This window comes from Candidatus Eisenbacteria bacterium, from assembly GCA_035577985.1.
GTDB lineage: Bacteria > Desulfobacterota > Binatia > DP-6 > DP-6 > DATJZY01.
Genome location: DATJZY010000052.1, coordinates 14,866 through 28,598, shown reverse-complemented (window position 1 = coordinate 28,598; position 13,733 = coordinate 14,866). Strand labels below are relative to the sequence as shown.

Annotated in this window: 8 protein-coding genes and 1 pseudogene; 4 read left to right on the top strand and 5 right to left on the bottom strand. The window is 70.7% G+C overall.

The annotated features are described in order from the left end of the window. The 3 genes from VMS22_08370 to VMS22_08360 form a co-directional block, all read right to left on the bottom strand. Positions 1-150, bottom strand: coding sequence for a hypothetical protein (locus tag VMS22_08370; protein HXJ34042.1), 150 nt, complete (start codon positions 148-150; stop codon positions 1-3). A gap of 122 nt (positions 151-272) precedes the next feature. Further along, positions 273-8,726: a glucoamylase family protein gene (locus VMS22_08365; GenBank protein ID HXJ34041.1), complete on the bottom strand. Its 8,454-nt coding sequence runs from the start codon at positions 8,724-8,726 to the stop codon at positions 273-275. Further along, positions 8,723-9,739, bottom strand: coding sequence for a universal stress protein (locus tag VMS22_08360; GenBank protein ID HXJ34040.1), 1,017 nt, complete (start codon positions 9,737-9,739; stop codon positions 8,723-8,725). Before VMS22_08360 ends, VMS22_08365 begins: the two co-directional genes overlap by 4 nt. Before the next feature lie 462 nt (positions 9,740-10,201). Here VMS22_08360 and VMS22_08355 point away from each other — a divergent pair, with 462 nt between their 5' ends. The 4 genes and pseudogenes from VMS22_08355 to VMS22_08340 all read left to right on the top strand — a co-directional run bounded on the left by VMS22_08355 (position 10,202) and on the right by VMS22_08340 (position 12,453). Then, a complete protein-coding gene (locus VMS22_08355) occupies positions 10,202-10,903 on the top strand; it encodes a metal ABC transporter ATP-binding protein (GenBank protein HXJ34039.1) in 702 nt (233 codons plus the stop codon). Then, positions 10,893-11,654: a metal ABC transporter permease gene (locus VMS22_08350; GenBank protein HXJ34038.1), complete on the top strand. Its 762-nt coding sequence runs from the start codon at positions 10,893-10,895 to the stop codon at positions 11,652-11,654. The genes VMS22_08355 and VMS22_08350 overlap by 11 nt, the downstream gene beginning before the upstream one ends. Positions 11,655-11,782: 128 nt before the next feature. Next, positions 11,783-12,223 (top strand): hypothetical protein, encoded by a 441-nt coding sequence (locus tag VMS22_08345; protein ID HXJ34037.1) that lies wholly within the window; start codon positions 11,783-11,785, stop codon positions 12,221-12,223. After that, positions 12,220-12,453 (top strand): annotated as a pseudogene (locus VMS22_08340) (universal stress protein). Before VMS22_08345 ends, VMS22_08340 begins: the two are co-directional and overlap by 4 nt. On the opposite strand, the gene VMS22_08335 reads toward VMS22_08340, so the two are convergent. Continuing rightward, positions 12,402-13,460 carry an IS481 family transposase gene (locus VMS22_08335; protein HXJ34036.1) on the bottom strand — a complete coding sequence of 353 codons (1,059 nt, stop codon included), beginning with the start codon at positions 13,458-13,460 and terminating at the stop codon, positions 12,402-12,404. The pseudogene VMS22_08340 and the gene VMS22_08335 overlap by 52 nt on opposite strands. Before the next feature lie 70 nt (positions 13,461-13,530). Further along, entirely contained in the window at positions 13,531-13,701 is a 171-nt protein-coding gene (locus VMS22_08330) for a hypothetical protein (GenBank protein HXJ34035.1), read from the bottom strand. Positions 13,702-13,733: the final 32 nt, after the last annotated feature.

The window sequence follows — 13,733 nt, the reverse complement described above, 5'->3', positions numbered from 1 at the left end:
TCAGACCGGATCGATTCCACGCCGCCGCGCCCACGCCTTCGCGCGAGCGATGGCGACGCGGATCGCGAAGCCCTCGTCATGCCCCTCCGCGAGCAGGGCGTTGGCGATCTCGATGGCCTTTCGCCGTACCCGTAGCGGGAGGTGTGTCATCGCGGGCGGATAGTAGAGCTCGTCCCAGGGCACCGATACGCGGTCCGTATCCCGACGACCAGCCGCGCGTCGAGATGAACCCGATTGGATCGGGTCGGCGGATCACGCGAGGGAGAAGCGTTCTACCCGGAGCCCGTCGATGCGTCGCCTACGCTCGCGCCGAGACGCACCGTGACGTGCCGAGTGGATCCGTCGGTCGGAAACTCGACGACGCCTCCGGTCGACACGCCCTCCACGCGAACCTCGAGGACGCCGGCTCCGGCGCCGTCGGGATCCTCGACGCGGATCGCGAGGCGTCCCGCCGGACCCGCGATCTCGGCCTCGAATCCACCCCAGTCCCGCGGGATGCGTGGATCGATCGCCAGCCGTCCATCGCGCAGACGCAGTCCGAGGATGCCCTCGATGCCGAGCCGCCAAGCCCACGCGGCCGAGCCGGTATACCAGGTCCAGCCGCCGCGCCCGACGTGTGGCGCCGTCGACGCGACGTCGGCCGCGAGCACGTAGGGCTCCACGAGATAGCGCGCGGCCGCGATGGGCGTCGCGGCCTGCCGGATCGGGTTCATGAGTGCGAAGAGACGCGCCGCGCGGTCGCCGTCGCCCAGCTCGGCGAGCGCGAAGGCGAGCCAGACGGCGGCATGCGTGTACTGGCCGCCGTTCTCGCGGACGCCGGGGGGATAGCTCCGGATGTAGCCGGGATCGCGCGGCGTGCGGTCGAACGGCGGCATCAAGAGCCGCACCAGCCCCGGATCCTCGGAGACGAGCTCGCGCTCCGCAGCTGCGATCGCGCGGCGCGCACGCTCGGGCGATCCGCCGCCGGCGAGAACCGCCCACGATTGCGCGATCGAGTCGATTCGGCATTCGTCGCCGCTCGCCGATCCCCAGGGCCTTCCGTCGTCGTCGAACGCTCGGAGGTACCACTCGCCGTCCCAGGCCACCCGGTCCACGGTGCGCGCGAGCTCCTCCGCGTGCCGCTGCCAGCGGTCCGCGAGATCGGCGTCGCCGCGGCGCCGGCAGAGACCGACGAACCCGCGGATCGTCGCGACGGCGAACCATGCGAGCCACACGCTCTCGCCGCGGCCGCGCGCGCCGATGCGGTTCATGCCGTCGTTCCAATCGCCGGAGCGGATCAAGGGCAGACCGTGTGGGCCGCGAGTGATGCCGCGCGCAATGGCGCGCTCGCAATGCTCGAAGAGCGTCCGTCGCTCCGATGTCGATGGAAACTGCGCGTAGCGATCCTCCTCGTTCGGGGACAGCGGCGGTGCCTGCAGGAACGGAACCTGCTCGTCGAGGATCGACACGTCTCCCGTCGCCTCCACGTAGTGGGCGACCGCATAGGGAAGCCACAGGAGATCATCGGCGCAGCGCGTGCGCACGCCGCGATCCGACGGGGGATGCCACCAGTGCATCACGTCGCCTTCCTCGAACTGGTGCGCCGCGCAGGCGAGGATGTGCCGGCGCGTGCGCGCGGGCTCCGCGTGGAGCAGCGCCAGCACGTCCTGGAGCTGGTCGCGGAAACCGAGCGCGCCTCCCGCCTGATAGAATCCCGCCCGCGCCATGATGCGGGACGCGAGCGCCTGGTAGACGAGCCAGCGGTTCATCAGCACGTCGAAGGCCCGGTCGGGCGTCCGGACCTGCACGGCGCCGAGACGGCGATCCCACGTGGCCCGAAGGTCGTCCCATCCCCGATCGATCGCGCCGAGGTCGCGCCAGCGCGCGGCGATCTCCTGCGCGTGCTCCCGATCGCGCCCGTCGCCGAGCACGAAGGCGACCTCGACCGCTGCCGACGGCCCGACGTCGAGGTGGACCTGGAGCGCCGCGCACGGATCGGCGCTCGCCCGCGTGTTCCCGCTGAGGCCCCAGCGTCGCAGCGCGGCCGGCGCGTGCCGATCGCCCTCGCGGCCGAGAAATTCGCGTCGATCGAGCGTCAGGCCGTGCAGCGGCAGGCTTCCGGCGACGAACGCGGTGCGCTCCGCGAAGTCGGGATTCCAGGCGTTGCGGGCGAACACGACCTGCGAGGTCGCGTCGTACTCGCACACCACGAACGACGACGCGACGCTGCGAAGCGCACCGAGGAGCCATTCGACGTAGTAGGTCGCGGTCACCCGGCGCGGCCGGTCGCGGAGGTTCCGCAGGCGCAGTCGCACGATCTTCACGGGATCCTCGGGCGCGACGAACGCGCGCAGCGTCTGCTCGAACCCGTAGCTCGATCGTCGCCATTCGGTGTAACCCGCGCCGTGACGGACCTCGCATGGCGCGTCCGCGCCGGCGGGTCTCGGCGTCGGCGTCCAGACCTCGCTCGTCTCCTCGTCGCGGAGGTAGAGGACGTCACCGGGCACGTCGAGCAGCGGATCGTTGCTCCACGGCGTGAGGCGGTGCTCGCCGCTGTTGACCGCCCACGTGAAGCCGCCGCCCGCCTCGGTGACGACGCACCCGAAGTCGTCGTTCGCGAGCACGTTGGCCCAGGGCGCGGGCGTTTGCTCGCCGGCGGCGAGGCGGATCACGTATTCGCGACCGTCCGGCGTGAAGCCGCCGAAGCCATTCTCCAGCTCGAGCGGCTCGGCCGCGGCGGGCTCCGGCATCGGACCGCTCGGCTCACCACCCGGATCGAATCGTGGGAGCTCGGCGGGCACGACGGTCACGTCGGCGAGCTGACGCTCGAGCGAGCCTTCGGCATCGTCGAGGACCACGCGCGCCGACGCCTCGAGAAGCCGCTCCTGCTCCTCGCCGATCTGATCACCGAAGAGCAGATGGATGCCGCCGCGGGCGCCGAGGAGCTCCTCGACACCCGTTTCCCGGAGCACGTCGTAGAGCGCTTCGCGAAACGGCTCGACGTAGCCGGACATGCCGACGCGGAGCACGACCAGGTCCACGTGGATGCCGTGCCGGCGCCAGAGCTGGAGGCCGTGCGCCAGCACGCGAAGCACGCTTCGGTCGTCGGGGTCGCGCACGCGGAGGACGAGCAGCGGCAGGTCGCCGGAGATCCCGAATCCCCAGAGCCGCGGCTGCCCGAGCGTGTTCGCCGCGCGCAGCGAGGGCGGCGCGGCACGCGCCGCGTGAGGATGCAGCAGGAGCGACGCCAGGAGCGCGAGCGATGGTAGGACCTCGGGCTCGAGCTGGAGGCGCTGCGTCTCGCGTGCCGCGTTCGCAGCGGCATCGCCGAGCGCCCAGTCGAGGGAGGCGAGCGTGGCGTGACGCTCGGCGATCTCGAATACCGAGTCGCGTGAGCCCGAGGCGATCGCGAGGAATGCGAGGTCCCGTCGCTCCTGAGGCGCGAGACGGACCCGCGCCTGGAGGGCCATGACCGGATCGAGCGTCCACCCGGCGCCGTCTCCCAGACCGTCGACGACGCCGCGGGGGCGCCGCGGATCGCCGTGACGGCCGAGGAACGTCCGGCGATCCGATTCGAAGCCGACGCGGCCGCGCACGCGTTCATCGAGGAGCACGCGATGGAGCAGGACGGGCGGCCGCTCCCCGGCATGCCGGGGGCGGCGCACGAAGAGGAGGCCGTCGAGCGCGTCCACATGCTCGCTGTGCACGAAGAGCTTGCTGAAGGCCGGATGCCGCTCGTCCTCGAGCGCAGGCGCGAGCACGACCTCGCCGTAGCTCGTGATCGCGAGCGCGCGGGGACGGTCGCTCTCGTTCACGAGCGTGATGCGGCGAATCTCGAGGTCGTCACCGGGTGCGACGCCGACCTCCATGCGGATCGCGACGCCGTGATCGCGTCGATGGAATTCCACGAGATGCGCATGGAACACGACGCGAGCCTCGTCGGCCGCGACGCCAGTCGGCTGGCGGCCGACGGACCAGACCTCGCCGCTCTCCTCGTCGCGCACGTAGATCCAGAGGCCGTGATCGTCGCAAGTCGCGTCCGGAAGCCAACGCGTGAGCGCGTGATCCTGCCACCGCAGGCCGCCCGCGCCGGCGTCGGAGATCCAGGTGGCGAGTCGTCCGTTGCCGAGGGCGTGCACCTGCGGGAAGGGCGCGGGGGTGATCGGGACCCACGGGTGCGGCGTCGCGGCGCCCGGGTGGCGTGGTGTCGGCAACATGGGCTCCTCGATCCGAACGATCTCCCGCGGCGGGATCTTCGGAATGCGTTCGTGGAGCAGCAGGGTGACGGCGCGTACGCGGGCGTCCGTCCCGAACCGGCGAACGAGCGTGTCGCCACAGATCGCGTTCGTGAGGGCGGCGAGAATCATGCCCTGGTGGTGCACCATGTACGAGCGCACGGGGATGAACCGCCGGCCCTTCGGCACGCGCTCCGGCGTGAAGTCCGCCGCCTCGTAGAAGCCATACGGTCCCAGCAGGCCGAGGCCCTCGTAGACGCGCAGGTTCGCGACGACCGCACGGGGACGAAACGCCAACGCCAGCACCGCGGCATAGGGCGCGACGACCACGTCGCGCCCGAGTCCGCGTCGCAGCCCGAGCCCCGGCACCCCGAAGGCGCGGTAGCGGTAGTGTCGCTCGGGATCGAGCGACCCGAAGCCCGACTCCGAAACACCCCAGGGCACGCCGAGCTGCTCGCCGTGCCGGCGCTGCATGTCCACCGCGGCGCGCTCGCTCGCGCCGAGCAGCGTGCCGGGCACACTCGGCAGGAGGAGCGGGGGCATCAAGTACTCGAACATCGAGCCGCCCCACGAGAGGAGCGCCAGGCCGTCGGGCGTTGCCGTGACCGGCCGGCCCAAGTGGAACCAGTGCTCGACCGGCACGTCGCCCTTTGCGATCGCGATCAGGCTCGCGATGCGGGCTTCGGTCGCGAGCAGATCGTAGTGATTCGGATCGAGGCGATCGGCGCTCAGCGCGTAGCCGATGTGGAAGAGGCGCTGCTCCGGATCGAAGAGGAGCGAGAAGTCCATGGCGAGCGCGTGCGCCTCGGTCTCGGCGGCTGCGTCGAGGAGCGATCGGCGCAACGCCTCGGCGTGCGCGAACCCGTGCTCGATGGCGTCCCGAAAGGCCGCCTGCCAGTCGTGCGCCGCGCCGTCGCTCGAGCGCTGCGGGACCGTCGCGTCGAGCATCGCGCGCGCCCGGGCACAACGATCCGGGGCGTCCTCGAGGGACAGATCCGGCGGCAGCAGGGGCGCGAGACGCCGGGCGACGTCCTCGCAGCCGGGCGGTGGCGCCTGGGTGAGTCCCAGCCATGGCGCCAGCGTGACGATGTCGCGTTGCATGGCACGCGCGTGATGATGGGTCCGCTCGAGCCAGATCCGCACGTCGCGCAGGCTCTCCTCCCGCGCGCCCGCGGGCTCGATCGCCGCCGTGAGCAGCCGTGCGATCTCGGGACAGTCCTCGTCGCAGATGCGGGCGATCGTGCGCTGCCAGGCGAAAGGATCGCGCTGCGCGCCGGGAACGTCGTCGAGGAGGCGTGCGATCCGCTCGCGGAGCGGACGGCCACCTTCGCGGAGGCGTTCCAGGGAGTGGAGCAGCAGAGTGAGAACGTCGGCGAGGCCCTGCCACAGCGATTCGCGCAGCGCCGGGCCCCGAGCCAATTCGATGCAGCTCTCCTTCACCGCGAGGAGGCTCGCTGCGAGGTTGCCGCTGTCGACGGTCGACACGTACCGCGGTTCGAGCGGATCGAGCGACTCCGTCTCGTACCAGTTGAGGAAATGGCCGCGGTAGCGCTCGAGGCGTCCGAGCGTGACGAGCGTGTTGCGAAGTCGAACCGCGAGGTCCGGCAGGCCGATGTAGCCGAGGTCGGCCGCGGCGATGGTCGACACGAGCGTCATGCCGATGTTCGTCGGCGACGTTCGGTGCCCGACGTCTCCGGACGGCTCCTCCTGGAAGTTGTCGGGTGGCAGCCAGTGATCGTCGGGACCGACGAAGCGCTCGAAGTAGAGCCAAGTGCGCCGCGCGAGGCCGCGCAGAAATGCCAGGTCCTCGCCGGCGAGCGTCTCTCGTGGTTGCGCGCGCGAGCGGCTCACGTGCTCGGCGATCGCGGGCGAGGCCAGCCAGAGGAAGAGCAGCGGCATCGCGCAGCCGAGCGCCGCGGGGCGCGCGGCGATCACGGCGAGCGCGAGCGCAAGCGTCAATCCCCAGGCCACCCACATCTCGCGCCACGCCGCCCGCACGTCCTGGGCGGCGAGCTGGCTCGCCATGTGCGCTGCGGACGTCCACTCGAGAAGGTTTCGCCGCGTGACGCCGAGGCGCCACAGCGTCCGGAGGATGGCATCGGTCGCGATCACGGCGTCGTGCGGGAGGAATGCGACCTCGAGGATCCAGCGCTCGACGGGATCGCCGAGCTCCCGCAACGTGCCGCGTAGTGCCCGCCGCCCGCGCGTGATGCCCATGACGACATCGGTGGCGAGAGAGCCGCCGAGGGCCGCCAGCCCGAGCACCGTCCAGAGCGCGGGAGCCGGCAGCACGAGCCACGCCGCCGCGAGCATCGTCACGAGGGCCGCCGGAATCAGGCTTCGCCGGAGATTGTCGAGCACCTTCCATCGGTCGAGGGCCGACAGGCGGTTCGGAATGCGTGTCCCGCCCGGCGCGGGCACCCGACGCCGGAGCCATGGCAGGAGCTGCCAGTCGCCGCGCACCCAGCGGTGCCAGCGGCGGGCGAACTCGATGTAGCGTGCCGGGAACACCTCGTAGAGAACGATGTCGCTCGCAAGCGCCGCGCGTCCGTGGATCCCCTCGAAGAGATCGTGGCTTGCGAGCGCGTTCTCGGGCACCCGTCCCTCGAGGCTTCGCCGGAAGGCGCGCACGTCGTAGATGCCCTTGCCGACGTAGATGCCCGAGCCGAAGAGATCCTGGTACACGTCCGACACCGCGCGCGTGTAGATGTCGATCGTCGTGTCGCCGGAGTAGATCTCGGCGAAGCGCGAGCGGGTGCCGCTCTCGGGCGAGATCTCGATCCGCGGCTGGACGACCGTATATCCCGAGCGCACGCGACCCGTCGCCTCGTCGAACTCGGCACGATTGAGCGGGTGAGCGAGCGTGCCGACGAGGCGTGCGACCGACCCCGGCGGCAGCATCGTGTCCGCGTCGACGGTCACGACGAAGCGGATCGACCGCAACGCGTCGCGGTCGCCCTCGCGGACCGTGAAGCCGGTCTCCACGCCGTCCGTGACGAGCCGGTCGAACTCCTCGAGCTTGCCGCGCTTCCGCTCCCAGGCCATCGCGCAGCCCTCGGACGGATTGAAGCGCCGGGGCCGGCAGAGCACGTGAAACGGACCGCGTCGGCCTGCGGCGTGGAGGGTGTTGAGCCGCCGGATGCCGCTCACCAAGGCGTCGATGGCGATCTCGTCGCCCGGCATGCGCTCCTCGGGGGCGTCCGCGAGATCGGCCAGCAGCGCGAACCGAAGCGTCTCGTCGGGATTCGCGAGATAGTGGCCCTCGAGCCGCTCGAGCAGGCGCTCGGCCTCGGCGACGCTGCCGACGAGGGCGGGGACGACGACGGCGGTGTCGCACCCGGGGGGAATGCCGCGCTCGATGTCGAGCTTCGGCAGCACGCGCGGCGTGGCGACCAGCGTGACGATCCAATGGACGAGCGTGATGCCGAAGACCGATGCTGGCAGAATCGCGACGGCGGCCGCGAGTGCCACGGTGAAGAGCGGTGTCCCCCGGAAGATCATCCAGCCGACCGGCAGCACGACGGCCGTCGCCGTCGCGGCGCCGATCGCCATCGCGTAGAGCACGCCCGCATGGCGCGCGAGGCCGTCGACGATGGATTCCCATCGCGTCGGGTGCGCGCCGACGGCGCGCGCGAAGGCCGTTCGACCCTCGCCGATCAACCAGTGGCCCACATACGCGGCCTTCAGTCCGGTACTGGGCGCCTGGCGTGCGAGGTTCACGGCGCATTCCGCGACCTCCGGCTCGGAGCGCGCCGCGCGACGCGCCAGCTGCTCGATCGCCGCTCGGCAGCGATCGCGGGTCTCGAAGTCGTTCGCTGCATACGTGCCCGCCGGATCGCTCCGAAGAATGGCCTCCACGCGGCTCGTCCGGGTGAGGAAGTCCTTCCATGGGATGGAGGCGATGACGCTCAGATTGGCGATCGCGCGTGCCACGCTCTCGGTGTCGTCCAGGGGAGACGTCGTGCCTTCGAGCGTCGCGGTGCATGGTGCGCTCACGTCGGGAGCGAGCCGCTCGAGCGCGAAGACGAGGAGCTCGAGGCACGCGAGCCGCAGCATCGTCGGGAATGCCCACAGCTCGGCGATCGAGAGCCAACGGTCGCTCTCCTGGTACGCGTTCGTGAACGTGACGGCCGAGGCGAGCGAGACCTGCAGCTGGGACACCTCGAGGAAGCGGCGCGCGAGGGCATAGACGCGCGGCACCCCTGCTTGCTCGCCGCCGGCGAGGCCCGGCAGGCGGGCATAGAACCCGGCAGGAAGATCGTGATCGATCTGCTGGACGGCCCGCTCCACGAGATGGTCGTTATCGAGCAGCCATTCCGCCGCCTTCGAAAGCTGCGGGGATGGCTCGGCAAGCGCCGTGCGCGCTCGCGCGAGCCAATCCGGCATGGCACGCAGCGCCGACCACAGCCCGAGCGGCGCTGCTGGAAGGGTCGAGACCGCATGCCGGTCGGCGAGCTCGCGTGCCGCCGCCGCCAGCGAACCCGGGTGCGGCTCCGACGCCGCGTCGCTCACGGGCTCGCTTGGCTCGGGAGCCGCATCCCGTCGCACGGCGTCGCCTCCGGCGGCCGGGCCGGGACGCGTGGCGGACCTTCGCGAAGGACCAGCAGCGGCGCGGTGGCGTGGGCCAGGAGATACTCGACGCTGCTGCCGAATGGCACGTCGGCGCGTCCGCTCCGTCCGTGCGCCGACAAGACGACCAGATCGACGTTCTCGTCGGCGATCAGTCGCGCCAGACGCGAGCGCACGTCGGCGGCGCGCAGGACCAGGGCGCGAATGGTGCCGTCGTTCGCCGCTAGCCGTACCCGCAAGCGATCGAGATAGGCGCTGGCGATGCGTTCGTTGCGCTCCACGAGCCGCTCACGAAGGTCGACCGCTTCGCTGTCGAGCGGGCCGATCTCGGTCAGCTCGGGAATCGGCACCACGTGCCCGAGGATGATCTCCGCCTGGCCGGCGCTGGCGAGGCGAAGCGCGACGGGAAGCACGCTCTCGGCGCGAAGCGAGCCATCCATGGGCACGAGGATCTTTCGGTAGCGAGCGATCGCGTCCGATACGGGCCTGGCGGCGACGGGAATCAGCATGAAGGATCCCGGGACGCGGTCCACCAGCTTGCGCGCCGTGCTGGCGATGCGCCATTGCGTCGCCCCGCTCGCGCCGTGACTCGAGAGCACGGTCACGTCGGCGTCGTGATGCCGGGCCCACAGACAGATCTCCTCGGCGGCGTGCCCCTCGACGAGCTCGGTATCGATCGATTTGTACGCCGCTTGCCGCGCGCCGACGAGCCGATCGAGCCGTTCGCGGGCCTCGCTCCGGTGCATCTCCCACTCGACCGGGTCGAAGAGCGCTGCGCCCGACGGAGGGCATTCGAGCACACGCAGCAGCGTGATCGGGGCATCGTAGGCCCTGGCGAGCGCCAACGCGTGCGGAATGACGCGTTCGCCGAGCTCGGACCCGTCGAGACATGCGAGGACGCGGCGGCACCGGCACCAGATCTCGGGGGCCGGAGCTGGATCGTCCGCAACGGTCACGCCGGCTCTCCGAGGCCCCTTGCGATCGTGCGAAGAGGTCGGATCCATACGAGTCGTCGGCGGCATGCGGAGCCTCCTGGCGAGAGGGTAGCAACTCACATGCCTGTATCGGGCATGGCATGAAGCCGTCAATGCCCATTTTCTTCCGAACCCTGGGAACGAGTCATGCCGCGAGACTCATGCTTCGATGTGCCGTACCTCGTCTCGGGCGTGAATGGCCTCTCCTTGAGTCTCATGGGGACGTGCCGGGTCACTCAACGAGCGACCTTCGCTACGAGATGGGCGGCCTGACGTCGCCCGGGGAAGCGAGGACCGCGAGGTCAACCTGATGTTCGGCGCGCATTGGCGCGGCGGCACGCGCGACTGGTTCATGATGGCGGCCTTCCTGACCGCCGTGCGCAACCGGACTGTAGCCGCGCAGCGGCGGGATTCCCTCCCCACGGCCGTGCTAAGAGCGTCGGCGTGGGGGTCGTGCTGCGCGTCGACCATCTCTCCATTGGATTCGGCGCCGCGCGCGTCGTCGACGATCTGAGCTTCACGGTCCCGGAAGGGAGCGCGCTGGCGGTGATCGGGCCGAACGGATCGGGCAAGACGGTCCTGTTTCGCGCGCTCGTCGGCGCGCTGCCGTACGAGGGCACGATCGAATGGACTCCCGGGACACGGCTCGGCTACGTGCCCCAGAAGCTCGACATCGAGCGGGACCTGCCGTTGACCGGCCTGGACTTCCTGCAGGCGAAGCTCGCGCTGGCGTCGGCTCGCGGCGACGCGATCCCGCACGTTCTCGAGTTGGTGGGTCTGCCGGTCGCGATGGCGGCGCGTCCGATCGGCACGCTCTCGGGCGGGCAGTTCCAGCGGCTCCTTCTCGCGTTCGCGCTCATCGGGCGGCCAACCGTGCTGCTCTTCGACGAGCCGACCGCCGGTGTGGACGAGCCCGGCGAGGAGCGCGTCTACGCCACGATGCGACGGCTCCAGGAGCGCCAGGGCCTGACGCTGATGCTCATCTCGCACGACCTGAGCGTCGTCTATCGGCACGCGACGAGCGTCCTCTGCCTGGGACGCGGACGTCCTTGCGTCGGCGCCCCGCGTGACGTGCTGACGCCCGAGAAGATCGCCGAGATGTACGGCGTTCCGGTGAAGTTCCACACGCACGACGATGCCGGCTAGCGCGCTGGTGCTGTCGATCGCGATGGCGATCGCCGCCGGGCTCGTGGGCAGCTTCGCGGTGATGCGCCGGATGACGCTCGCCTCCGATGCGATCTCGCACGTCGCACTGCCGGGAATCGGCCTCGCCCTCGCGTTCGGCATCCATCCGGCGTTCGGCGCGGCGGCGGCCCTGGTCGTCGGGGCGGTCCTCATCTGGGGTCTCGAGAACCGGACGCGGATCGCGACGGAGACGCTGATCGGCGTCGTCTTCTCGACGGCGCTCGCGGCCGGCAGCCTGCTCGCTTCGGGCGACGAGCTCATCGACGCGTTGCTCGGCTCCAGCGGCTCGCTGACGCAGCTCGAGCTCCTGACCGGCCTTGCTGGGGCCGTCGCAGTCGTGTGCTTCATCTTGGCGGCGAGGAATCGGCTGCTGATCGCGCTCGTCTCGCCGGACATCGCCCGCACCGCGGGAGTCGATGTCCGCCGCCTGGATCTCCTCTACCTCTTCGCCTTTGCCCTCACGATCGCGCTGGGCCTCCGGTATCTGGGCGTCTTGCTGATGGGCTCGCTCATCATCATCCCGGCGGCCACCGCGAAGTACCTCGCGCGCAGCCTCCGGGGCATGTTGGCGATCGCCGTCGCGGCGGCGGTGTTTGCGACCGTCGCGGGCGACACGATCGCGAGCTGGCTCGGCCGTCCCACCGGTCCCCTGATCGTCGTCGTCGCGGCCGCCGTGTTCTTCGTGAGCGTCGCGATCCGGCGCGTCCCGTAGGGCGACGGCCCGGGCCTCGAGTTCGCGATGGTGCGGCGACCCCGCGCCGGGATTTCCCATTCGGGAGAAGCATGCGGGCATCCGCCACCCGGGAGGCGACGGCCATCGTCTTGCATGCGGAAGGCGTGATGGGGACAGGTACCGGCATCCGAGGCGGGCGCCCTGCGCCGACCGTCGCGGCGCTGGTCGCATGCGCCGTACTGGCGGGCCATGCGGCCGGGAGCTCGACTGCGGCGTTCGCGTCGATCGGTGCGCCCGAGCTGTCCGTCGAGGTCACCGAGCGGCCCGGCATCGTCCGTCTCCGCATTCTGTTGCCCGACGACGTTCCAGCGGGAACAATCGAGGTGCAGGTGGCAGGGCGACGTGTTGTCGTGCTCGGACAGGCGGTCGCTGGCGAACAGCGGCGCTCTCGCTCCCTGCGTTTGAGCCAGACGGTTGTGGAGGAGGGCGCGCAGGCGGCCTTCGACTCCGACGGATCGCTCACCGTCACGCTGCGCGGCAGCGCGATCGGCGAGGGGACCCCGAGGAGTCCCATGCGCAGTGAGGTGCCGCGGGAGGACCGTCCATGAGCGAGCGTGCGCCGCTCGGGGACGTCGTCGTCGCGACGGATTTCTCTGGCGCCGCCATGCGCGCCGTCGAGCGGGCGGCGCGACTCCCGATGGGGTCGGGCTCGACGCTGACCGTGCTCCACGTGCTGCCGCCCGGATCTGCCGGCGAGGACCGCGCCGAGGCCGAAGGAGCGCTTCGCTACGCGGCCTCGCTGGCGGCCGACGTGCGGTTTCGCGTCGGACGAAGCGCGGTCGGCATCGTCACTCGACTCGCCGAAGGGACGCCGTTCGTGGAAATCGTTCGTGTGATCTCCCACAAGGTTGTCCCGTCGTAGAGCCATGAGCGTTTCGACGGGGCTGCGTTCGTGAAGTGAGCGTGCGGCCGTTGGCGGTTGTACCAGACAAGCCAAGGCGCGAGAGCGGCCGCTCGTTCGTCGGAGGAGTGATAGGGGCGCACGTAGGCCCATAGACGCAGCATGGTCTGGATGAAGCGCTCGGCTTTGCCGTTGGTACGTGGAGTGTAGGGCCGGGTGCGGAGGTGCCGCGCCGCCAGCGCCGCGACGGCCATGCGAAAATCGGCCGAGATGTAGCCCGCGCCGTTGTCGCTCATGACGCGTTCGATGGGGCGGATCCCATGGCGGGCAAAGAACGCGGCGGCGCGCTGCAGAAAGCCTGCACACGTCGCGCCTTTCTCATCGAGCAAGAGCTCGGCGTAGGCCAAGCGGGTGCGGTCATCGATCGCGACGTGCAGAAACTCCCAGCCTTTGACGCCGCGCAGCCGCGTGTCGCGGCGGTCGCCCGTCACGCGATGCCAGGGCTGATAGAAGCGGCCCAGCTTCTTCGTGTCGACGTGCACCAGCTCCCCCGGCCGCGCGCGCTGGTACCGGTTGTCGGCCACCGGCGGCTCGAGGGCGCGCAGCTTCCCCAGGCCGACGGCGGCGACGGCGCGTTGCGTGCGGGACTTTGACAGTCGGAGCACCTGCGCGATCTGCGCCTGCGTAAACTTCAGCCGCCGCAGCGCCAGCACGGCGTCTCGCCACGCCGCATCGAGGGCCGTCGGACTCCGGAGGGGCCGCGACGAGCGATCCTGGAGGCCGCCCGGTCCCTCCGCGTGCTGTCGATGCGTCCACTTCCGGACCGTCTTGCGGTCGATGCTGAGCTGCTGCGCGACGACCGCCTCGCCTATGCCGGCCGCACGCCGGGCCGCGATCAGGGCTCGACTCGCGGGCGTCGTTCGGGCCAACTCGTGAATGTTCATCCGCGCTTCCTCCGGGGGGTTTTGGTGGTTTGGCGATTGCCAACACACCCCGTGGAGCGCGGATGGACAACTACTTTCCGGGGACGACGTCCTGGGAGATCACATCGCGCGCGGTCCGTGCCGTTGCACGGTCCCGATAGACCTGGACCGCATCCTCGAGGACGGCGGCCATCAGGCGCTTCTCGGGCTCGTGCTCCTTGCGAAGACGGTCGAAGAATCGCGAGGGCAAGATGGTGTCCATGAAGGATGCGATAAGGCATGAGGCATGCCAAT

Bases quoted from the DNA above. Each gene is read 5' to 3' on its own strand.
- VMS22_08370 (HXJ34042.1), bottom strand. From the start codon at position 150: ATGACACACCTCCCGCTACGGGTACGGCGAAAGGCCATCGAGATCGCC.
- VMS22_08350 (HXJ34038.1), top strand. From the start codon at position 10,893: ATGCCGGCTAGCGCGCTGGTGCTGTCGATCGCGATGGCGATCGCCGCC.
- VMS22_08345 (HXJ34037.1), top strand. From the start codon at position 11,783: ATGGGGACAGGTACCGGCATCCGAGGCGGGCGCCCTGCGCCGACCGTC.
- VMS22_08335 (HXJ34036.1), bottom strand. From the start codon at position 13,460: ATGAACATTCACGAGTTGGCCCGAACGACGCCCGCGAGTCGAGCCCTG.
- VMS22_08330 (HXJ34035.1), bottom strand. From the start codon at position 13,701: ATGGACACCATCTTGCCCTCGCGATTCTTCGACCGTCTTCGCAAGGAG.